The 20,365-nt window shown below is 67.6% G+C and carries 18 protein-coding genes; 10 read left to right on the top strand and 8 right to left on the bottom strand.

Going from position 1 to position 20,365, the window contains the following annotated elements:
* Positions 1–200: 200 nt before the first annotated feature.
* From VF651_01980 to VF651_01965, 4 genes are all read right to left on the bottom strand, one after another.
* A complete protein-coding gene (locus VF651_01980) occupies positions 201–1,583 on the bottom strand; it encodes a DUF4286 family protein (protein HEX7964461.1) in 1,383 nt (460 codons plus the stop codon).
* Positions 1,580–4,033: an acyl-CoA dehydrogenase gene (locus tag VF651_01975; GenBank protein ID HEX7964460.1), complete on the bottom strand. Its 2,454-nt coding sequence runs from the start codon at positions 4,031–4,033 to the stop codon at positions 1,580–1,582. The genes VF651_01980 and VF651_01975 overlap by 4 nt, the downstream gene beginning before the upstream one ends.
* Before the next feature lie 61 nt (positions 4,034–4,094).
* Positions 4,095–4,550 (bottom strand): thioesterase family protein, encoded by a 456-nt coding sequence (locus tag VF651_01970; protein ID HEX7964459.1) that lies wholly within the window; start codon positions 4,548–4,550, stop codon positions 4,095–4,097.
* A gap of 145 nt (positions 4,551–4,695) precedes the next feature.
* Positions 4,696–5,679: a malate dehydrogenase gene (locus VF651_01965; protein ID HEX7964458.1), complete on the bottom strand. Its 984-nt coding sequence runs from the start codon at positions 5,677–5,679 to the stop codon at positions 4,696–4,698.
* 420 nt (positions 5,680–6,099) lie between these two features.
* On the opposite strand from VF651_01965, the gene VF651_01960 reads away from it, so the two are divergent.
* The 8 genes from VF651_01960 to VF651_01925 are packed head-to-tail and all read left to right on the top strand — an operon-like array spanning position 6,100 to position 12,724.
* The gene (locus VF651_01960; GenBank protein ID HEX7964457.1) at positions 6,100–6,558 is read left to right on the top strand and encodes a hypothetical protein; all 459 of its coding nucleotides are present in this window, start codon (positions 6,100–6,102) and stop codon (positions 6,556–6,558) included.
* Between the two features lie 50 nt (positions 6,559–6,608).
* Positions 6,609–6,977 carry a GntR family transcriptional regulator gene (locus VF651_01955; protein ID HEX7964456.1) on the top strand — a complete coding sequence of 123 codons (369 nt, stop codon included), beginning with the start codon at positions 6,609–6,611 and terminating at the stop codon, positions 6,975–6,977.
* Positions 6,974–7,831 carry an ABC transporter ATP-binding protein gene (locus VF651_01950; GenBank protein ID HEX7964455.1) on the top strand — a complete coding sequence of 286 codons (858 nt, stop codon included), beginning with the start codon at positions 6,974–6,976 and terminating at the stop codon, positions 7,829–7,831. Before VF651_01955 ends, VF651_01950 begins: the two co-directional genes overlap by 4 nt.
* Positions 7,828–8,790: an ABC-2 transporter permease gene (locus tag VF651_01945; GenBank protein ID HEX7964454.1), complete on the top strand. Its 963-nt coding sequence runs from the start codon at positions 7,828–7,830 to the stop codon at positions 8,788–8,790. The genes VF651_01950 and VF651_01945 overlap by 4 nt, the downstream gene beginning before the upstream one ends.
* 29 nt (positions 8,791–8,819) lie before the next feature.
* Positions 8,820–9,143 carry a BON domain-containing protein gene (locus tag VF651_01940; GenBank protein ID HEX7964453.1) on the top strand — a complete coding sequence of 108 codons (324 nt, stop codon included), beginning with the start codon at positions 8,820–8,822 and terminating at the stop codon, positions 9,141–9,143.
* Between the two features lie 24 nt (positions 9,144–9,167).
* Positions 9,168–10,034 (top strand): hypothetical protein, encoded by an 867-nt coding sequence (locus tag VF651_01935; GenBank protein ID HEX7964452.1) that lies wholly within the window; start codon positions 9,168–9,170, stop codon positions 10,032–10,034.
* Positions 10,031–10,819 carry a hypothetical protein gene (locus VF651_01930; GenBank protein HEX7964451.1) on the top strand — a complete coding sequence of 263 codons (789 nt, stop codon included), beginning with the start codon at positions 10,031–10,033 and terminating at the stop codon, positions 10,817–10,819. Before VF651_01935 ends, VF651_01930 begins: the two co-directional genes overlap by 4 nt.
* Before the next feature lie 33 nt (positions 10,820–10,852).
* Complete coding sequence (locus VF651_01925) at positions 10,853–12,724, top strand: serine hydrolase domain-containing protein (protein HEX7964450.1); 1,872 nt, start codon at positions 10,853–10,855, stop codon at positions 12,722–12,724.
* Here VF651_01925 and VF651_01920 read toward each other — a convergent pair whose 3' ends face one another.
* The 4 genes from VF651_01920 to VF651_01905 are packed head-to-tail and all read right to left on the bottom strand — an operon-like array spanning position 12,725 to position 17,362.
* Positions 12,725–13,210: a YajQ family cyclic di-GMP-binding protein gene (locus VF651_01920; protein ID HEX7964449.1), complete on the bottom strand. Its 486-nt coding sequence runs from the start codon at positions 13,208–13,210 to the stop codon at positions 12,725–12,727.
* Between the two features lie 10 nt (positions 13,211–13,220).
* A complete protein-coding gene (locus VF651_01915) occupies positions 13,221–14,102 on the bottom strand; it encodes a type II CAAX endopeptidase family protein (protein ID HEX7964448.1) in 882 nt (293 codons plus the stop codon).
* A gap of 30 nt (positions 14,103–14,132) precedes the next feature.
* Positions 14,133–15,314 carry a formate-dependent phosphoribosylglycinamide formyltransferase gene (purT, locus tag VF651_01910; protein ID HEX7964447.1) on the bottom strand — a complete coding sequence of 394 codons (1,182 nt, stop codon included), beginning with the start codon at positions 15,312–15,314 and terminating at the stop codon, positions 14,133–14,135.
* 35 nt (positions 15,315–15,349) lie between these two features.
* Positions 15,350–17,362, bottom strand: a complete 2,013-nt coding sequence (locus VF651_01905; GenBank protein HEX7964446.1) for a cation:proton antiporter — start codon at positions 17,360–17,362, stop codon at positions 15,350–15,352.
* Positions 17,363–17,496: 134 nt separating this feature from the next.
* Between VF651_01905 and VF651_01900 the strand changes: the two genes are divergently transcribed.
* Both VF651_01900 and VF651_01895 read left to right on the top strand, forming a co-directional pair.
* Positions 17,497–18,897: an amidohydrolase gene (locus VF651_01900; GenBank protein HEX7964445.1), complete on the top strand. Its 1,401-nt coding sequence runs from the start codon at positions 17,497–17,499 to the stop codon at positions 18,895–18,897.
* Positions 18,894–20,186 (top strand): amidohydrolase family protein, encoded by a 1,293-nt coding sequence (locus tag VF651_01895; GenBank protein HEX7964444.1) that lies wholly within the window; start codon positions 18,894–18,896, stop codon positions 20,184–20,186. Before VF651_01900 ends, VF651_01895 begins: the two co-directional genes overlap by 4 nt.
* The last annotated feature ends 179 nt before the right edge of the window (positions 20,187–20,365 follow it).

Here is a 20,365-nt window from a genome sequence, read left to right as displayed (position 1 = left end):
CACCCCCGACCCGTATCTCAAGGGGTGAAGCAATCCTGCATTAAGTCAATTTAGGCCAAAATATCCCAGGCTGACTACCGGCCGGCGAAGAAGGATGGGGGCTAGGGGAAAAAAATCCCCAGGCATAGGCACTTAGAGGGGCTAGCTGGAACCGACTTCAATACGACATATCCGGCATAGGCCGCCGGACGCGCCGCCCGTCAGATCTCCGCCGCCGTCAGCACCGCGCCGAGCACGAAGGTGATGGTGAGCGCCACGAAGTAGCTGATGAACAGCATGAAGAACTTCAGCGCGGTCATGAACCAGGACTGGCGGTAGAAGAAGCGCAGCGCCAGGAACAGGTAGATCGCCATGTACCAGCCGGCCACGGTCGCGATCTCCGACTTCATGGGCGCGAGCCAGGCGATGTGCCGTGCGGCGGACCCCAGCGTGAGCACCAGCAGCATCACCACGAACACCATGGAGTGGTAGTGCAGGGTGAACACGAAGTGTTCGGTGAGGAAGCGCTTGGTGTCGATGTAGAAGAACTTGAGGAACAGCGCGATCAGCGGCATCAGCACGAACATCATCTTCGGCAGGTTCTCGTAGAGCTTCTTCTTGAACTGGTCCGGATTCTTCTTGACGTTGAGCAGCGCCCTGGCGAAGCGGTTATCCACCTTCTCGTCCCCGCTGTCGATGCGCACGAAGCCGTCATCGTCGTCCGTCTTGCCCGCGGGCCTGGCGCCGGTGGCGGCGGGCGGGGTGGCAGTGGCGGCCGTCGCGGCGTCCATCCGGTCACGCTGGGCCACCAGCAGCGAGCGGGCGAAGGACTTGCCGGCCTCGTCGCCGGGCTGCGCATCCAGCGCCTGGATGGACTTCTCGATATCGGCGCGGGCCTGTGCCCGGTCCGTCGCGCTCATGTGCGCGACCTTGATGTTGGCGGGGTTCTTGCCTAGGTCCATGTCCGGCCAGAAGATCGCCGCCAGGAAGAAGAACACGATGCTGCAGAACAGGTACATGCGGAACGGCTTGACGTAGCGCTCCTCGTGGCCGAGGCAGTACTCGCGGGTGAGGAAGCCGGGCCGGAACAGGAGCGGCACGATGCTGTGGAAGAACTTGGTGTCGAAGCCGAAGTGGTGGGTGGCGAACTCGTGCAGCACGTGCCAGAGCGGGGCCACGTAAGTATGGTTCTTCTGGCCGCATTCCACGCAGAACTTGCCGGAGAGCGGAGTGCCGCAGTTGCGGCAGCGCGGCCCCTCCGGCGCGAGCGCGAGCCCGGGCAGCGCCGGCACCGCGCTACCGGCGTCCAGGTCGAGCACCCGGCGGCTGGCCTTGAGCTTCCCGCCGAAGCGCTGGGTGCCCTCGGCGCGCATGCGCGGCGCATGCTCGTCGAGATAGCGGTCGAGCTCGGCGCGGCTGCCGAGCGTGTACTGCACCACGCGCCGCTCCGCGCCGGCTTCGGCGCCTTCCGGCCTCAGGATGCGGGCGTCGCGGAAGCCGGGCAGCGCCAGCATCTCCCGCACATGCTGCTTGAGCCAGGTGTCGAACTCCGGCGCCGCGCCGGACTCGATGTCGAGCGTGACCTCGTAGACCAGCGGGTTCATGCGCGCGCCTGGGTCCTGAACGGCTTGGTGCCGAGTTCCATGGGATCGAAGTCGTCCACTGCGACGATCTTCGCGGTCAGCTCCTCGAGGCGCACCAGCGCGCGCGCCTCCTGGACGTCGATGATGCCGGCTTCTTCGGCGGCGAGCGCCGGCACCGCGCCGTGGCCGACCTTGAGCTTGCCGGACTTCTCCGCCTCGCGGATGCGCCGCTCCACGGGCTCCAGGCGCGCGGCGAGCTCCAGCGCTTCCTTGAACATGCCCACCGGCGAGCCGGAGTCGCCCGTGTAGGTGTTGCGGGTGAGGCGGATGCGCGCCGGTCCGGGCAGCGAGACGAGCTCGGCGATCTGGTGTCCGAGTTCGTCGCTGGGTGCCGAGTACATGCGGCCGCGGGGGAAGATCAACACCCTCAGCACTCCCGCCACCAGGCGGTTGGGGAGGTTGCGCAGGAACGCGTGCATGGACTCCTGCAGGCGGTAGAGCGCGTCGCGGCAGGCCCATTCGACCAGCGGCAGGTCCTCCTCCGGCCGGTGCTGGTCCTCATAGCGCTTCAGCACCGCCGAGGCGATGTACATGTAGCTCAGCATGTCGCCGAGGCGAGCCGAGAGCTTCTCGCGCTTCTTGAGCGCGCCCCCTAGGCTCAGCATGGCGGCATCGGAGGCCAGCACGAAGGCGGCGCTGAAGCGGTTGATGTGCTGGTAGTAGCGCTCCGTGGGGGTGGCGATGTGCACGCGCGTGAAGCGCGCATAGGTGAGCGCCATCCACAGCGCGCGCGCCGCGTTGCTGAGCGCAAGTCCTATATGGCCGAATAGCGCCAGGTCGAAGTCCCGGAGCGCGTGGGCGTGATCCTCGTCCGCCGCGGCACGCATCTCCCTCAGCACGTAGGGATGCGAGCGGATCGCGCCCTGGCCGTAGATCATGAGGTTGCGCGTCAGAATGTTGGCGCCCTCGACGGTGATGGCGATCGGTATGGACTCGTAGCCGCGCCCGAGGTAGTTCTTCGGCCCGAGCTGGATGCCCTTGCCGCCGTGCACGTCCATGGCGTCGTTGCCCACCTGGCGCGCCATCTCCGTCACGTGCAGCTTGGAGATGGCGGCGCAGACGGCAGGGGCCTCGCCCTGGTCGATGGCGCCGGCGGTCATGGTGCGCACCGCCTCCATGGCGTAGAGCATGCCGCCCATGCGGCCCAGCACCTCGTCCACGCCGTCGAAGCGGGCGATGGGCAGGTGGAACTGCTTGCGCACGCGTGCATAGGCGCCGGTGGTATAGACGCCGAGGCGCGCGGCGCCGGCGGTGTTGGAGGGCAGCGAGATGGCGCGGCCCGCACCCAGGCACTCCATCAGCATGCGCCAGCCGCGGCCGGCCATCTTGGTGCCGCCGATGATGAAGTCCAGCGGCACGAATACATCCTTGCCCTGGGTCGGACCGTTCTGGAACGGCAGGTTGAGCGGGAAGTGGCGCCGGCCGATGCTGATGCCGGGCAGGTGCGGCGGGATGAGCGCGCAGGTGATGCCGTATGCCTCGGTGTCGCCGATGAGGTGCTCTGGGTCGTAGAGCTTGAATGCGAGGCCGAGCACCGTGGCGACGGGGGCGAGCGTGATGTAGCGCTTGTCCCAGTTGAGGCGCATGCCGACGATCTCCTTGCCTTCCCACATGCCCTTGCACACGACGCCAGAGTCCTTGATGGCGGCGGCGTCGGAGCCGGCGTTGGGTGCGGTCAAGGCGAAGCAGGGCACGTCGGTGCCGTCGGCGAGGCGCGGCAGGTAATGGTCCTTCTGCTGCTCGGTGCCGTAGCGCAGCAGGAGCTCGGCCGGGCCCAGCGAGTTGGGTACCGCGACGATGGAGGCGCAGGTGGCGCTGCGGGTCGCGATCTTGGCCAGCACCTCGGAGTTCGCCAGCGCCGAGAACTCCCGCCCGCCGTAGCGCTTCGGGATGATCATGGCGAAGAAGCCCTTCTTCTTCAGGTAATCCCAGGCTTCCGGCGGCAGGTCGCACCACTCGTGGGTGATTTTCCACTCGTCCAGCATCCCGCACAGCTCCTCGACCTCGTTGTCGAGGAAGGCCTGCTCCTCGGCGCTGAGCTTCGGCGCCGGAGTGTTGAGCAGGCGCTGCCAGTTGGGGCGGCCGCTGAAGAGCTCGCCGTCCCACCACACGCTGCCGGATTCTAGCGCGTCCGCTTCGGTCTGCGACATCTCGGGCATGATGCGGCGGAACACGTCCAGCAGCGGCTTCGACACGTAGGCGCGGCGGATGGCCGGCACGTTCACCGGCACCGCGATGACCAGGAACAGGACCCAGAACAGGAGCTTGAGCCAGTCCGGCCCGGTCCCGGCCACGGTATAGACGATGAGGAAGAGGAGGTAGGCGAGGGTGGCCAGGAACAACGGCACCCGGTGATAGGTGAGCGCCAGGCTGCCGCCGATGAACACCAGGATCCAGAGTGCGGTCAGCATGGAAGTTCCCATCCCGTGGGGTGCACCTAAATATACTACTGCCGCGCGGCGGCCGGTGGTTTCAGGCTTGGAGCTTCGCGAGGAGCGCCGGCGGGATGCTGATGGCCTTCTGTGACCTGAAGTCGAAGCACACCATGCCGGTGCGCGCCTCCGCCACCACCGTATCGCTTTTGCGCACCTTATAGAAGAACGCGCAGCCGCGGCTCTGCAGTTCCCCCACGGCGACTTCCAGCGTGAGCGTGTCGCCGTAGAAGGCCTGGGCCCGGTACACCACGGCGGCGTCCCCCACCACGAAGCCGATGCCGTCGGTCCCGATCTCGTCCGCCCCCCGGGAGCGCAGGTAGCGGCGGCGGGCCTCGTGGATCAGGCCCAGCACCTGGTCATTGCCCAGGTGGTTGCCGTAGTTGAGGTCGCCGACCCGCACCTCCAGCTGGGTGGAGAAGGGGAAGCTTTCCGGCAGGGCGATCTCCACGCGGGGCATGGCATACCTTATATAGAGGAAGGCCGTGGAACCCACGGCCTTCTATTGAGGATGACGCGGCACAGGGATGTGCCGCCATCCCCTCCGGGTGCCATTGCGCCCGGAGGGGATGGAGAAGACCGCGGATTCACTCCGCGGTCTTCGAGGCTGAGAAACCCAGGGAGGGGGTTTCTCAGCTCAATCAGGCCGGCAGGAGGTCCTTAACGCCCTCGCGCTCCTCCCGCAGCTCGGCCTCGGTGGCCTGCATGCGCTGCTTGGAGAAGTCGTCGATCTTGAGGTTCTTCACGATCTTCCACTGTCCCTTGCTGCAGGTGACCGGGTAGCCGTAGATGATGCCCTTCTTGATGCCGTAGCTGCCGTCGGAAGGCACGGCCATGCTGACCCAGTCGCCCTTCGCCGTGCCGAGAGCCCAGTCGCGCATGTGGTCAATGGCGGCGGACGCGGCGGACGCCGCCGAGGAGGCGCCGCGGGCCTTGATGATGGCCGCGCCGCGCTGCTGCACCGTGGGGATGAAGTCGTTGGCGATCCAGGCCTGGTCCACCAGCTTGGCTGCGGGCTTGCCTTTCACCGTGGCGGCGCGGATGTCCGGATACTGGGTGGAGGAGTGGTTGCCCCAGATGGTCATGCGCTTGATGTCGGTGACGTGCTTGCCGGTCTTGGCGGCGAGCTGCGACATGGCACGGTTGTGGTCGAGGCGCATCATGGCGCTGAAGTTCTTGGCCGGGATGCGCGGCGCGTTGGAGGCGGCGATGAGCGCGTTGGTGTTGGCCGGGTTGCCCACCACCAGCACCTTCACGTTCTTCTTGGCGGCGGCGTTGAGCGCCTTGCCCTGGGCCGAGAAGATCTTCGCGTTCTCGAGCAAGAGATCCTTGCGCTCCATGCCGGGACCGCGCGGGCGGGCGCCCACCAGGAGGGCGTAGTCCGCGTCCTTGAACGCCACTTCCGCGCTGTCCGTGGCCACCACGCCCGCCAGCAGCGGGTAGGCGCCATCGTTGAGTTCCATCACCACGCCATTGAGGCCCGGCAAGGCCGGGGTCACTTCCAGGAGCTGCAGGATCACGGGCTGCTTCGGGCCCAGCATGTCGCCGGCGGCGATGCGGAAGATGAGCTGGTAGCCGATCTGGCCGGCGGCGCCGGTGACGGCGACGCGGACGGGTTTCTTCATAGCCATTCGAGGGAGCTCCGTAAGTTCTGGTGGGGTCCTGGGCGGCCGGTCCCCTGGGGACGGCCTCTTAAGGGGACGCGATTTTAGCACCCGCTTCCTGCAGGCCTTGGGCAGTGCCGGCGGGTGAGGTGTCACAGGGGTGTTATAGGCGGTGTTATAGATGGACTGCGGGAAGGGGGACCGATAACACCCTGGAGCCCCGGTTTCCGCTGATTTTTATATACGTAAGCCATTGTTTTATATGACTAATACATGGATGTGGAGAATTTCTCTCCAACCCCCTTGCAATCTCTTTTTTTAGTGTTATAGTTAGCTACAACACCACTACGGAACTGGCCCCGGACGGGGTCAGAAGGAAAGAGGAGAGTCATGAACACCACCACCAAATTGAGCGCCGCTGTTGCCCTGGGCCTTTGCCTGATGGGTGCGAGCCTGGCAGCCGATGCCGCCAGCGCCGCTCCCGCGGCCAAGGCACAGACCACCCTGACGACCGGCGCCCCGAGCCATGGCCAGGCCCGCAACGTGATCCACCTCGGCACCATCAAGGTGACCGCGGCGGATGCCGAAGGCGCCCGCCAGCCGAAGCGCAACTACGGCTCGACTGCCTACCTCGGCCGGGTCGAGGTCACTGCCGACGACTCCGCCGTCTCCCGCGCCACCGCGGCCACCGCGGCGAAGCAGGGGGCCTTCTACATCGGCGCCGTGACCGTGACCAACGCCGATTCCGAGGACGCCCGCGTGGCGGCCAACCTGGCCGACGAGCCGGGCACTCTGTACCTCGGCGCCGTGACGGTGACCGCGCGCGATGCCAAGGCCCCGGTGCTCGGCGGCGTGATGGCACTGATCAGCGCGCTGGTCTTTGCCCGGATGGGCGGCTAAGGTAGCGGCAAGCTACTCAACTATTGCGCTATAGCAGCGAGGCCATGGACATGGAACCCAACTGGAGCGACAACCAGCCGATCTACCGCCAGCTGCGGGATCGGGTGGTCGCCATGATCCTCGAGGACGCGCTGAAGGAGGGCGACCCCCTGCCATCGGTGCGCTCGGTGGCCGCCGAGTACCAGATCAACCCGCTGACGGTGCTCAAGGGCTACCAGTCACTGGTGGACGAGGGCCTGGTCGAGAAGCGCCGCGGCCTGGGCATGTTCGTGAAGGAAGGCGCGCGCAAGAACCTCATGAAGAACGAGCGCGAACAGTTCCTCAAGGCCGAATGGCCGCAGATCCTGCAACGCATACAGCGCCTCGGCCTGGACCTGATGGATCTCGCCAAGGACGCGGATAAAGGGAGCAAGTCATGAGCATGCTCGTCAAGGCCAAGGGCCTGACCAAGCGATACGGCGCGCTGGCGGCGCTGGACCACGTGGACTTCGAGATCGAGGAGGGCCGCATCGTCGGCCTGATCGGCCCGAACGGCGCCGGCAAGACCACCGCGCTCAAGGCCATCCTCGGCCTCACCGACTTCGAGGGCGAACTCGACGTGCTGGGCCATGACCCGCGCGGCGACCGCCACGAGCTGATGCGCCAGGTCTGCTTCATCGCCGACGTGGCGGTGCTGCCGCGCTGGCTGCGGGTGTCCAACGCCATCGAGTACGTGGAGGCGGTGCACCCCGGCTTCAGCCGCGAGCGCGCCATGCACTTCCTGGAGCGCACCAAGATCAAGCAGCGCAGCAAGGTGGGCGAGCTCTCCAAGGGCATGGTGACCCAGCTGCACCTGGCGCTGATCATGGCGATCGACGCGAAGCTCCTGGTGCTGGACGAGCCGACCCTCGGCCTCGACATCCTGTACCGCAAGGAGTTCTACACCAGCCTGCTCAACGACTACTTCGACGCGCAGCGCACCATCCTGGTCACCACCCACCAAGTGGAGGAGATCGAGAAGATCCTCACCCACCTCATGTTCATCGACGGCGGGCGGGTGACGCTCAACAGCTCCATGGAGGAGGTGGCCGAGCGGTACACCGAGGTGCTGGTGGCTCACGACAAGGCCGCCGCCGCCCAGGCGCTCAAGCCGCTCTACGAGCGCGAAGTGTTCGGCAAGAAGCTGTTCCTGTTCGAGGGTGCCTCGCGCGAGGAGCTGGCCAGGCTGGGCGAGCTGCACACCCCGAGCGTCGCCGACATCTTCGTGGCGAAGGTGAAAGGAGAGATGAAATGAACGCCGTGGACATGCGCATCAACAAGACCCTTATCCGCCGCGAGTTCTGGGAGAACCGCTCGCTGTGGCTGGTGCCGACGGTGTTCGCCGCGATCCTCACGGTGCTGAGCGTCTACATGCTGGTAGCGGTACTGGTCAACCACTCCGGCGCCGTGAACAACATCGACATCGACAACGGCCCGCACTTCCAGATCTCCGACATGCCGGACCTGCGCGACGCCAGCGACGCCGAGATCACGGGCTTCGTGCGCGTGGTCACCTTCGGCCTGAGCTTCATGTTCAGCCGCCTGATGCTGATCGTGACGTTCTTCTACCTGCTGGACAGCCTGTACGCCGACCGCCGCGACCGCAGCGTGCTGTTCTGGCGTTCCATGCCGGTGTCCGACACCCGCACCGTGCTGTCGAAGCTCGCCACCGCCTTGATCGGCGTGACCGTGGTCGCATTCGCCGTGACTGTGGCCTTCGAGCTGGTGCTGCTGGTGCTGGGCCTGATCCTGGGCTCCGCGCTCGGTACCCATCCCTTCGTGTTGCTGGCGCACCCCGGCGCGTTCCTGAGTTCCTGGCTGCTGGTGGCCTGGGGTGAGCTGGTGCAGGCGCTCTGGTATCTGCCGATCTTCGCCTGGGTGATGCTGGCCTCGTCCTGGGCCAAGAAGACGCCGTTCCTGTGGACCGTGCTGGTGCCGGCCGGGATCATCGTGGCCGAGGCCTGGGTGTTCCACACCGGCTACTTCGCCCGCATGATCGCCCACCAGACCGTGGACTGGCTGCCGCTGGCCTTCAATTTCGATGCGCTGAAGATGCACGGCGACAAGTCATTCGATGTGATCGGCGGGCCCATCTTCGGCTTGGGCAACATCGGGCATGTGTTCACCGCCCCGCGCCTGTGGATAGGCGCGGCGCTGGCCGCGGCCTTCATCTACGGCGCCATCGAGCTGCGCCGCAAGCGTTCCGAGATCTAGAGTCGAAGACTGCAACCGGAGTGAGACAGATGCGCCGTATCCTCGTCACCATGACCCTGTGTGCCGCGATGGCCAACCTCGGCGGCTGCGTGCTGGCCGTCGGCAACGGCATCGACGACGGCTCCTCCTGGAGCTCGGAACACAGCGACACCACGCTGGCCCGCGCGGTGCGTGCGAGCTACGAGGCCGACCCGGCGCTGCGCGAGGCGGACCTCAAGGTCTCCGCCGAGCATGGCCGCGTGTACCTGGAAGGCACTGTGCATTCCGCCGAGACGCTCACCCGCGCTGTGCAGGTGGCGCTCGACACCCCCGAGGTGAAGAGCGTGCGCTGCCGGGTCGTCGTCATACGCTGAACGCGCTTCGCTAAGGAGAGCCGCATGAACAAGACTACTGCCGCGCTCGTGGCCGTCATCCTGGTGCTGGCGGCGTGCTTCGCGTGGTACGCCGCCGAGCATCCCACGCGCGTCCCGGTCGTGGCCGGCAGCGCCCCCGCGGGCGGTCCGGACACGGCCCTGGCCGCGCCCCGCACCCTCTCCCTGGAGCTGCCCGCCGCGGATCTCGACACTGCCGCGCTCGACATCGGCGTGGGCGAGGCCCACGTCAGCGCCTCCGGTGACGACAAGGTGCATGTGCAGGTGACCCTGCATCAGAAGGAGCGCGAGCTCATGTGGTTCTTCCATTGGCGCAGCAAGGGCACCGCGCGCGAGATCGCCGCCGCCTCCCTGCGCCAGCAGGTGCAGGACAAGCGCGTGACGCTGTCGCTGGATTCCCACGGCGCCGAGCTGGACGACGTGAAACAGGACTGGGAGGTGCAGGTGCCGGCGCGCCTCGCCCTGAAGACCATCATGAAGGTGGGCGACCTCAGCATCGAGGACGTGGCCGGCGGCGTGGACGCCGGCCTCAACGTCGGCGAACTCAGCATCGACACGCCCAAGGGCCGCATCCATGCCGAGCTGAACGTGGGCGAGATCCGCGCCACCTCGGGCAGCCAGGCCCACGGCCGCATCGACCTCTCCAGCAACATCGGCGAGGCGGTACTGGTCTCCTCCGGCAAGTCCACCGGCAGCCATGACCGCGGCGGCCTCGGCAACCGGGTGACGCTGGACGGAGAGGGTGCCGACGAGATGCACCTCTCGGTCAACGTGGGCGAGGTCTCACTGCACCTCCTGGCGCCCGGCGAGGACAAACCGAAGCACGCGCGCGGTGCCAAGTCCAAGGGCGAAGACGAGGATGACGACGAATGAATACGCGGACGGCTTTCGCTCTACTGCTCCTGGCGCTCGCGGCGCCGGCCTGGGGCGCCCCCGGCTTGCTGAGCACCGACGTGCCGGCCACGGGCTTGCAGCATGTGGTGCTGCGGGCCGGGGCGGGCGAGGCGGTGGTCACCGTCTCGGGTGACGACGCCATCCACGCGCAGCTCGACCTGCACCAGGACGAGCGCAGCTTCCTCGGCCTGTTCCACTGGCTGAGCGCTTCCACCACCCGCGACCTCGCCGGCGCCACGCTGCAGAAATCCCTGAAGGACGGCATCCTTACGCTGTCGCTGGCCTATCCCTCCGGCGAGAGCCGCAGCGACGTGAAGCAGCGCTGGATGCTGATGCTGCCGGCGCGCCTCGCCTTGGACGCCGGGATGGAAGCGGGGCGGCTGGAGATCGACGGCGTGCGGGGCGGGGTACAGGCCCGGCTCGGTGCCGGCGACATCACCATCCGCAGCCCCGGCGGGCCGATCAAGGCGCAGGTGAGTGCGGGCCGCCTGCATGTGATCTCCGATAGCGCCCAGCCGGGCGCACTCTCGCTGCGCAGCACCTTCGGCCTCGCGGTGCTGAGCCTCAACGGCAAGTACTACGGCCCGCCGGAGCAGCACGGCTTCATGAGCTCGTTCCACTTCTTCGGCAACGGCGTGGCGCAGCAGGCCGGCGGCAAGGACGACATGGACCTCAAGGTCACTGCGGGCCTCGCGGACCTGCGGGTGGGCCCCCTGGGGGACTTCAAGGACTACCACGACGTGTTCAAGGACGACGCCAAGTAAGCGCGCCCCGCGCGGTCCATGGGACAATGCCCCATGCCCCGCTTCCTGCCCATCCTCCTCCTCGCGCTGCTGCCGCTGGCTCCCGTCCGCGCCGCGGACGCGCCCGCACCGCCGCAGGACCTGGAGAGCCTCAAGGCCCAGCTCACCCGGCTCATGCAGGATGCGGGTGTGCCCGGCGCCGGCGTGGCGCTGTTCGGCCGCGAAGGCGTGACCTGGACGGCAGGCTTGGGCTATGCGGACCTCGCCGCGAAGAAGGCCGTGACACCGGATACGCTGTTCCGCGTCGGTTCCATCACCAAGAGCTTCACCGCCGTGGCGTTGCTGCAGCTCGCCGAGCACGGCGCCATCAACCTCGATGCGAGGCTCAAGGACATCGCGCCGGAGGTCCCGGTGGCCAACGCCTGGGACAAGACCGATCCCGTGACCGTGGCCGAGGTGCTGGAGCACACCGCCGGCTTCGACGACATGCATTTCCCGCGCCTCTACAACTTCCACGAGCCGCCGGACCTGCCGCTGCTCACGGTGCTGGAGCGCAGCGCGCCGGAACTGAAAGTCCGCTGGCGCCCCGGCACCCGCATGAGTTACTCGAATCCGGACTACCTGGTGGCGGGCTACCTCATCGAGAAGGTCTCCGGCGAGCGCTACGCGCGCTACGTCACGGAGCATGTGCTGCGGCCCCTGGGGCTCGCCCACGCCAGCCTGGCGCTGGATGCCGCGACGCGCGCGGGACTCGCCCAGGGGTACATCGGCACTCCCGAGCAACCGGTGGAACCGGCGCAGATCTACCTGCGTCCCGCCGGCGCGCTCGCGGCCTCGCCGGCGGAACTCGCGAACCTGGGGGTGCTGCTCCTGGACCGGGGCCAGTGGCGGAACGCGCCGTTCCTCTCCGCCGCCAGCGTCACGCGCATGGAGACGCCCCGGACCAGCCTCGCCGCGCGCCACGGCCTGGACTACGGCTACGGCTTCGCCGACTACTCCAGCTACATCGGCGGCTACCTGTTCCACGGCCACGACGGCGGCATAGACGGGTTCGTCTCACGCTACGCCTACGCGCCGGACGAGGGCGTGGGCTTCGTGCTGCTGGTGAACACCTCCAGCCCCGGCCGCTTCATGCGCCAGGCTTCCGAGCTCATCACCGCCTACCTCATGCGCGACCAGCCCAAGCCGCTGCCGGCCGTGGGCAATGCCGACCCCCAGCAGCTCGGGCGGCTGGAAGGTTTCTACCGGGCCGGCAACCCGCGCAACCAGGTGCTGGCGGGCCTGGACTGGCTGCTCGACACCGCCGAAGTGGAACTGCACACGGACGGCCAGCTGACCTACTCGCCGCTCATCGGCGGCACCGAGCCGCTGGGGCCGGTGGGGCTGGACCTGTGGGCGCGCGGCGGCGATCCGGGCCCCTCGGCGGTGTCCTACGTCGAGGACGGCCGCGAAGTGCTGGACTTCGGGTCCAGCGGAGGCTGGATGGTGAAGACCAGCCGGCTCGCGGCCCGGGGCCCGCTGTGGCTCCTCGGCCTCGCGCTGCTCGCGATGCTGAGCAGCGTGGTGATGGCGCCGGTATGGCTGGTGCGGATGCTCAGCGGACAGATGCGCGGCCTCCGGCACTGGGAGGTGCGGCTGCTGCCTCTCGCCGCCGTCACCGCCTTCGCCTTCATGCTGGGCGGCGCGGTCAGCGTGCAGCCCATGCAGCTCGGCAGTGTCAATGTCCACACCGTGATCTTCTACTTAGGTTCGGTGCTGTTTGCGCTCTTGAGCCTCGCCGCCTGCGTCCAGGCGCTGCGCTCCTTCGGCTGGGAGATGAACCGCTGGGCCAGGTGGCAGGCGCTCGCTGCCGCTGTCGCTTGCCTGGGCGTGGCCGCTTTCTTAGGCCACTGGGGACTGATAGGTCTCAGGATGTGGAATTTCTAACTAGTCTCTGAAATTCGTGTATTGGATGGGTTGTTCGAGCTTGGACTGGCGGAACAGCGCCATGCACGCCTGCAGATCGTCCTTCTTCTTGCCGGAGACACGCAGCTCGTCCCCCTGGATCGCCGCCTGCACCTTGAGGCCGCTGTCCTTGACGAGCTTCACCATCTTCTTGGCCAGTTCCTTCTCGATGCCCTGCTTCACCTTGATGACCTGCTTGGCCTTGTCGCCGCCGATGGCCTCGATCTTCTGCGGGTCGAAGCTGGCCACGTCGATACCGCGCTTGGCGGCCTTCCCGTAGAGGATGTCCGTCACCTGCTTGAGCTGGAACTCGCTGTCTGCGAAGACCGTCAGCACGTCGTCCGACCGCTCGATGGCGGCGGAGGAACCCTTGAAGTCGTAGCGCTGGCCGATCTCGCGGCTGGCCTGGTCCACGGCATTGGTGAGCTCGGCGGTGTCGACCTTGGAGACGGCATCGAAGGAAGGCATTGGAACTCCGTTACGTGTTGCGCATCCAGAAGGGTTCTACTACGCGGTCTGTGCGGACGGCCAATATGATGAACGCGACTCCTGCCGCGAGACAAATCACCACCGCCGCCAGGGAGGCCTCCGGGCCGAAGGCGCCGCCGGTGAGGAGCTCAGGCCCCGTGAACTGCACGCCGATCACGCCTTCGGGCGCGTGGCCGGAGACGCTGGTGGCGAAAACGCCGCCCTCCGTGAAGTTCCAGGCGAAGTGCAGTCCCATCACGAACCACAGGCTGCGGGTGTACATGTAGGCGGCGGCCAGCAGCACGCCGGCTTCCAGCGCGATGGCGGAGGTGCTGACCAGGGTGGCGCCATGATTGCCAGCGTGCAACAGGCCGAAGATGAGCGCAGAGAGGCCAAGCGCGATCCAGCTCCCCAGGCTCTCCTCCAGGATACGGAACAGCAGGCCCCGCACCACGGTCTCCTCCACCAGGGCCGCGAACACGGCACCGGCGAAGGGGAAGGCGAGGGCGGAGAGGGGATAGGTGCCGGTGTAGCTCCATGCGCCGAGCAGTTTCAACACCAGCATGGTGGTGCAGAAGAGCGCGGCGCCCACGAGGATGCCGCGGGCCGCATGCCGCTGCGCACCCTTTGCCGCCAGCTCCACTGCCGTGCGCCGCTCCAGGAGCCTCACATAGAAGACGTAGATGACCAGCACGCCCACGGCGATGAGCAGGCCAAGCATGGCGCCGAGGGGACTCTCTGGCGCCACGCCCACGAGCTTCGAGCCCACCTGGATGGCGCCTATCCAGATGAAGATGGCGAAGAACGCCAGCAGGAAACGCGTCAACGGGAACTGCAGGAAGGCCCAGAGTTTGCCGGGACGGCGGTTGACCGTCGGGATCGTGGTATCCATCGTCGTCTCCCTAGAGACCGTCTGTCGTTCTCAGAACTGTACTTTCACCGCCGCGGCCGCCCGCAGCGCCTTGGCCACGGCGGCCTCGATGCTCGCGTCCCGCGCCAACGCCACGCCCATGCGGCGCTGGCCGCGGATCTCGGGCTTGCCGAAGAGCCGCAGCATCGTGTCCGGCTCCTTGAGCGCCGCGTCCACCTGCCGGAACAGCGGGGCATCCGAGTCGCCGTGGGGCAGGATCACGGCGGAAGCCGATGGACCCCATTGCCTTATCACCGGGATCGGCAGTCCCAGGATCGCCCGCGCGTGCAGCGCGAACTCCGAGAGGTCCTGGGAGATGAGCGTCACCAGCCCCGTGTCGTGGGGCCGCGGCGAGACCTCGCTGAACCACACCGCGTCGCCTTTCACGAAGAACTCCATGCCGAAGATGCCGCGTCCACCCAGGTCGTCGCTCAGCAGCTTGGCGATGCGCTCCGCTTCCGCCAGGGCTTTCGGGCTCATGGGTTGCGGCTGCCAGGACTCGCGGTAGTCGCCGTCCTCCTGGCGGTGGCCGATGGGAGCGCAGAAACTGGTCCCTGCACCATGCCGCACGGTGAGCAGGGTGATCTCATAGTCGAAGTCGATGAAGCCCTCCACGATCATGCGGCCCTTGCCGGTGCGGCCGCCCTCCTGGCCGTACTTCCACGAGACTTCGATGTCACCGTCCTTCTTGATGACGCTCTGGCCCTTGCCGGAGGAACTCATCACCGGCTTCACCACGCAGGGCATGCCGATCTCGTGCACGGCGGCGCGGAAGTCCTCCAGGGTGTCGGCGAACTCGTAGCGGGAAGTGGGGATACCGAGCGTCTCCGCGGCGAGGCGACGGATGCCCTCCCGGTCCATGGTGAGCCGCGCGGTGCGCGCGGTAGGGATCACGGTCCAGCCTTCCGCCTCCAGCTTGAGCAGTTCCGGCGTGGCGATGGCCTCGATCTCCGGCACGATGTAGTGGGGCTTCTCCAGCTCCACCAGGCGGCGGATCTCGGCGCCGTCCAGCATGTTGATGACGTGGCTGCGATGCGCCACCTGCATGGCCGGCGCCCGCGGATAGCGGTCCACGGCGATCACCTCCACGCCGAGGCGCTGCAGCTCGATCACCACTTCCTTGCCGAGCTCGCCGGAACCCAGGAGCATCACGCGGGTGGCGTTGGGGGTGAGGGGCGTGCCGATGTCAGTCATTCAAATACCTTGGGGTTGGGGTTCATGGCCGGGGCTTAGGAAGCGGGTCCCGCCGATTTCTTGCGCGGCTTCTCCTGCAGCAACCGCTCCTCCGCATCCTGCAGCTTCTCCGGCGTGCCCCACAGCACCACCACATCGCCCTGCTTCAGCACCGTGATGCCCGGCGGCTGTCGGCCCACCACGCCCTCGCGGCGCAGCGCCGTCACCACCACGCCCAGGGACTTGAGGTCCATCTCGGCCAGTGTGCGGTTGATGCCGCGGGCGCCGGGCGTGAGCGTCACGGTATGCAGCTGCTCGCGGAACGCATGGGAAGGATCGATCGGCACCGCGTCCTGGCCGCGGAACACGCTGCGCAGCAGGCTGTAGCGATGGCTGCGCACCTCCTGGATCTTGCGCAGGATGTGCGACATGGGCACGTGCAACACGTGCAACAGGTGGGAGGCCAGCATCAGGCTGGATTCCAGCGTCTCGGGGATGATCTCGGTGGCGCCGGCCGCCTGCAGCTTCTCCAGCTCCGCATCGTCACGGGTGCGCACCAGCACCGGCAGGTCCGGCCGCATCTTCTTCACGTGGGCGAGGATCTTGAGGGCGGTGGAGACCTTGAAGTAGCTGATCACCAGCACCCGGGCCCGCTCGACCCCGGCGGCTCGCAATACCTCTCTATTGGTCCCGTCGCCGTAGTACACCGGGTCGCCCGCCTCGCGCGCGTGGCGCACCCGCACGGGATCCAGGTCCAGCGCTACGAACTCGAAGCCCTCCGGTTCCAAGAGGCGCGCCACGTTCTGGCCGACGCGGCCGTAGCCCACGATGATCACGTGGTCCTGCAGGTGCACCTGGTGGCGGCCGATGTCGTGCTGCAGCCGGTCGTGGTCCTCGATGTCGCTCTCGGGGAAGAAACGCTCGGCGATCTGCCGGCTGTAGCGGATGAGGAAGGGCCCGGAGAGCATGCTCACCACGATCACGGCGAGGCCGAACTCGGCGAGCGGCAGGCGCATGATGCCCTGGGCGAGGCCGAGCGAGAGCAGCGCGAAGCCGAACTCGCCGCCCTGCGCCAGCACCAGGCCCGTGCGCAGCGCCGCGTTGTTGTCGGATCCCAGGCGCCGGCTCAGCACGGCGATGAGCGCGGTCTTGAACGTGAGCAGCGCCAGCACCGCGACGATGAGCAGGAACCAGTGGCGCGCCACCGTGAACGGGTTCAGCAGCATGCCGATGGTGATGAAGAAGAGGCCGAGCAGCACGTCGCGGAACGGGCGGATGTCCGCTTCCACCTGGTGCCGGTACTCGGTCTCCGCCAGCATCATGCCGGCGAGGAAGCCGCCCAGCGCCAGCGACAGGCCGAGGTAGGCGGTGCCGAAGGCGGAGGCCATGGTGACCAGCAGCGCGGTGAGCGTGAAGAGCTCGGCGGACTGCGCCGTCGCCACCTGGTGCAGCAAGGGCCGCAGCAGCCAGCGGCCGGCGGCCAGGATCACGATCACCGCCAGCGTGCCCTTGGCGAAGGCCCACAGGAGGTCGGCCGCGATGGCGCCGTGGAGCCCGTCGTGCAGCGAGGGGATCAGGATCAGGAAGGGGATGACCGCCAGGTCCTGGAACAGCAGCACCGCCACCGCCGAGCGGCCGTGTTGCAGGCCGATCTCGTTCTGCTCGGTGAGCTGCTTCACCACGATGGCGGTGGAGGACATGGCGAAGGCGCCGCCCAGCACGATCGCGACCGGCGTGCTGGTGCCCATGAGCCGGGCCAGCGCCATGGCGCCGAAGGTGGTGAGGATCACCTGCGCGCCGCCCAGCACGAACACCGCCTTGCGCATGACGATGAAGCGCGGGATGGAGAACTCGAGTCCCAGGGTGAACAGCAGGAACACCACGCCGAACTCGGCGAGCTCCCGCGTGTCGGCGCTGTCGCCGATGAGCTTGAAGCCGTGGGGACCGACCAGGTAGCCGGTGACGAGGTAGGCGAGCACGGCGGGGACGTTCAGGCGGCGCAGCGCCGCCACCACGAACACCGCGACCCCCATGAGGATCAGGATGGAACGCAGGGTGGTGTGTTCCATGACCCGCTTTCACCCCATATAAATCAGTGGTTTGCATCATAGCATTGAACGATTCACGGCTTTTCGCGTCCAAGGCTCTGCTAACTGCGTATGCTGTCCGTCCCCTTCGGGACCTCCACAGAAAGGAACGCCCCATGACCCTACGCCAGCTTGTGCCGGCCGCCTTCTCGGCGGCGGTGTTGCTGCTCGCCGCGCCGGCCTTCGCCGACGGCCAGGCCGACACCGGTCCCAGCGAGTTCCCGCCGGACCCGTTCCCCTCCACCTACCATGCGCTGCCCTCCGTGCCGACCCTGATCCGGCACGTGACCATCTACACCGGCACCGGCGCCGAGATAGATGACGGCGACGTGCTGATGAAGGACGGCAAGGTGGCGGCGGTGGGCAAGGGCCTGAACGCCCCGGCTGGCGCGCTGGTGATCGACGGCAGCGGCAAGTACGTGACGCCGGGCATCATCGACGTGCACTCGCACCTCGGTGTCTACCCCTCGCCGGCGGTGGACGCGCTGTCGGACGGCAACGAACTCACCAACCCCGACACCGCCCAGGTACGGGCCGAGAACTCGGTGTGGCCTCAGGACCCCGGCTTCAACACCGCCCGCGCCGGCGGCGTCACCACCCTCGAGATCCTGCCGGGCTCCGGCAACCTCATCGGCGGCCGCTCGGTGGTGCTCAAGAACGTGCCCTCGGTGACCACCGAGGGGATGAAGTTCCCGGGCGCGCCCTACGGCCTGAAGATGGCCTGCGGCGAGAACCCCAAGCGCGTCTACGGCAGCCACGGCCAGTTCCCCTCCACCCTGATGGGCGACGTGGCCGGTTACCGCCAGGCCTGGGCCGACGCCGAGGCCTACGACCGCGAGTGGAAGTCCTGGATGAAGGACAAGAAGGGCAACCCGCCGGCCCGCGACCTCAAGATGGAGACGCTCGCCGAGGTCCTGAACGGCCGGGTGCGGGTGCAGATGCACTGCTACCGCGCCAACGAGATGGCGACCATGCTCGACGTGGCCAAGGAGTTCCACTACCACATCGCCGCGTTCCACCACGCCGTCGAGTCCTACAAGATCCCGGCGCTGCTGGCCGCCAACGGCACCTGCGCCGCCATGTGGGCCGACTGGTGGGGCTTCAAGATGGAGGCCTGGGACGGCGTGCGTGAGAACATCCCGATGGTGGACGCGGGCGGCGCCTGCGCCATGATCCACTCGGACGACCAGAACGGCATCCAGCGCCTCAACCAGGAGGTGGCCAAGGCCTGGGCCGCGGGCAACCGCGCCGGCCTGCACGTCGACGCGGCCCGCGCCGTGATGTGGATGACCCTGAACCCCGCCAAGGCGCTCGGCATCGACGAGCTCACGGGCTCGCTCGAGACCGGCAAGATGGCGGACGTGGTGCTGTGGAACGGGAATCCGCTGAGCGTGTACGCCAAGGCCGAGAAGGTCTACGTGGACGGCGCGCTGGTGTATGACCGCGACGACCCCAAGACCCAGGCCCATTCGGACTTCGAGCTCGGCATGATGGGCCAGACCGGAGGTGCGCAGTGAACCGTCTCTCTATATATATCGGCATGATCCTGGCGGCCCTGGCCGCCGCTCCCGTCCAGGCCGACACCTACGCCATCACCGGCGGCACGGTGTACACGCTCGGCGCCGCCGGCAAGATCAACCACGGCACCGTGATCATCAAGGACGGCAAGATCACAGCGGTGGGCGCAGACCTGCCGGTGCCCGCCGGCGCCAAGGTGATCGACGCCACCGGCAAGCTCGTGACCCCCGGCATCTTCGATCCGCAGAGCCAGTTCGGCGTGGACGAAGTGGACCAGGTGGAGGAGACCCAGGACGAGGCGCTGAACAGCACCCGCTACAGCACCGCATTCGACCCGGTGGACGGCATCAACCCGCGTTCGGTGCTGATCCCGGTGAACCGCATGGAGGGCGTGACCCGCGCCATGGTGGCACCGGCCGGCGGCAGCAGCGTGCTGCAGGGCCGCGGCGCGGTCATCGCGCTGGATGGCCTGGATGGGTTCGTGCTCAAGGATCCGGCGGCGCTGTTCGTCACGCTCGGCGAGGCGGGCAAGAAGCTCGCCGGCGGCGCGCGCGACGGTTCGCTGCTGGTGCTGCGTGAGGCGCTGCAGGACGCGAAGGACTTCGGCGCCAACCGCGCCGCCTGGGAGAAGGCCGCGCGGCGCCCGTATGCGCTCTCGCGTCTCGACCTGGAGGCGTTGCAACCGGCGCTGCGCGGCGAGATGCCGGTGGTGGTGCAGGCGGACCGCGCCAGCGACATCCGGGCGGTGCTGAAGCTCGCTGCGGAGTTCAAGCTCAAGCTCGTCATCTCCGGCGGTGCCGAGGCCTGGATGGTGGCGGACGACCTCGCCCGGGCGAAGGTACCGGTCATCCTCAATCCCATGCGTGACCTGCCGGAGGCCTTCGAGTCCCTGGGCGCGACACTCACGGGCGCGGCCAAGCTGCAGAAGGCGGGCGTGCTGGTGGCCTTCGAGACCGGCGACTCCCACAAGTCATGGAACGTGAAGCAGTACGCCGGCAACGCGGTGGCCTACGGGCTGCCGTGGCTGGAGGGCATCAAGGCCATCACCCTCAACCCGGCGCGCATCTACGGCATGGACAAGAGCGTGGGCACGCTGGAGGCGGGCAAGGACGCGGACGTGGTGGTATGGAGCGGCGACCCGCTGGAGGTCACGAGCTTCGCCGACGCGGTGTTCATCCGCGGCCAGGCGGTGCCGCTGACCAGCCGCCAGACCGAGCTGCGCGACCGCTACCTGCCTTACGTCAAACCGAACCCGCCGGCGCTACCGCCGGCCTATCCGTCACATTGAGCCACGCGCCGTGTGCGAGACGGTCAACCTTGTCTCGCACACGGCGGTATACTCGGTACAAGACCTGCTGCGCTCGGCAGGGCGTTGTTGCGCTTCGGACCCGCAGTCGGTCTGCACACCCAGAGTGCACTCCCTCCTGCTCGCCTCGCGCGCCTAGCCCTGCCTTCGCTCGCGACGGT

The sequence above is a fragment of the Gammaproteobacteria bacterium genome (assembly GCA_036383255.1).
Classification (GTDB): domain Bacteria; phylum Pseudomonadota; class Gammaproteobacteria; order Natronospirales; family REEB76; genus DASUBN01.
Note: the sequence above shows the minus strand (reverse complement) of the source record. Positions and strands in the feature narration are given on the sequence as shown.

Excerpts from the sequence above, each read along its gene's own strand:
- VF651_01980 (HEX7964461.1), bottom strand. The coding sequence starts at position 1,583 with ATGAACCCGCTGGTCTACGAGGTCACGCTCGACATCGAGTCCGGCGCG.
- VF651_01975 (HEX7964460.1), bottom strand. The coding sequence starts at position 4,033 with ATGCTGACCGCACTCTGGATCCTGGTGTTCATCGGCGGCAGCCTGGCG.
- VF651_01965 (HEX7964458.1), bottom strand. The coding sequence starts at position 5,679 with ATGAAGAAACCCGTCCGCGTCGCCGTCACCGGCGCCGCCGGCCAGATC.
- VF651_01960 (HEX7964457.1), top strand. The coding sequence starts at position 6,100 with ATGGGTGCGAGCCTGGCAGCCGATGCCGCCAGCGCCGCTCCCGCGGCC.
- VF651_01955 (HEX7964456.1), top strand. The coding sequence starts at position 6,609 with ATGGAACCCAACTGGAGCGACAACCAGCCGATCTACCGCCAGCTGCGG.
- VF651_01950 (HEX7964455.1), top strand. The coding sequence starts at position 6,974 with ATGAGCATGCTCGTCAAGGCCAAGGGCCTGACCAAGCGATACGGCGCG.
- VF651_01945 (HEX7964454.1), top strand. The coding sequence starts at position 7,828 with ATGAACGCCGTGGACATGCGCATCAACAAGACCCTTATCCGCCGCGAG.
- VF651_01940 (HEX7964453.1), top strand. The coding sequence starts at position 8,820 with ATGCGCCGTATCCTCGTCACCATGACCCTGTGTGCCGCGATGGCCAAC.
- VF651_01935 (HEX7964452.1), top strand. The coding sequence starts at position 9,168 with ATGAACAAGACTACTGCCGCGCTCGTGGCCGTCATCCTGGTGCTGGCG.
- VF651_01930 (HEX7964451.1), top strand. The coding sequence starts at position 10,031 with ATGAATACGCGGACGGCTTTCGCTCTACTGCTCCTGGCGCTCGCGGCG.
- VF651_01925 (HEX7964450.1), top strand. The coding sequence starts at position 10,853 with ATGCCCCGCTTCCTGCCCATCCTCCTCCTCGCGCTGCTGCCGCTGGCT.
- VF651_01920 (HEX7964449.1), bottom strand. The coding sequence starts at position 13,210 with ATGCCTTCCTTCGATGCCGTCTCCAAGGTCGACACCGCCGAGCTCACC.
- VF651_01915 (HEX7964448.1), bottom strand. The coding sequence starts at position 14,102 with ATGGATACCACGATCCCGACGGTCAACCGCCGTCCCGGCAAACTCTGG.
- purT (HEX7964447.1), bottom strand. The coding sequence starts at position 15,314 with ATGACTGACATCGGCACGCCCCTCACCCCCAACGCCACCCGCGTGATG.
- VF651_01905 (HEX7964446.1), bottom strand. The coding sequence starts at position 17,362 with ATGGAACACACCACCCTGCGTTCCATCCTGATCCTCATGGGGGTCGCG.
- VF651_01900 (HEX7964445.1), top strand. The coding sequence starts at position 17,497 with ATGACCCTACGCCAGCTTGTGCCGGCCGCCTTCTCGGCGGCGGTGTTG.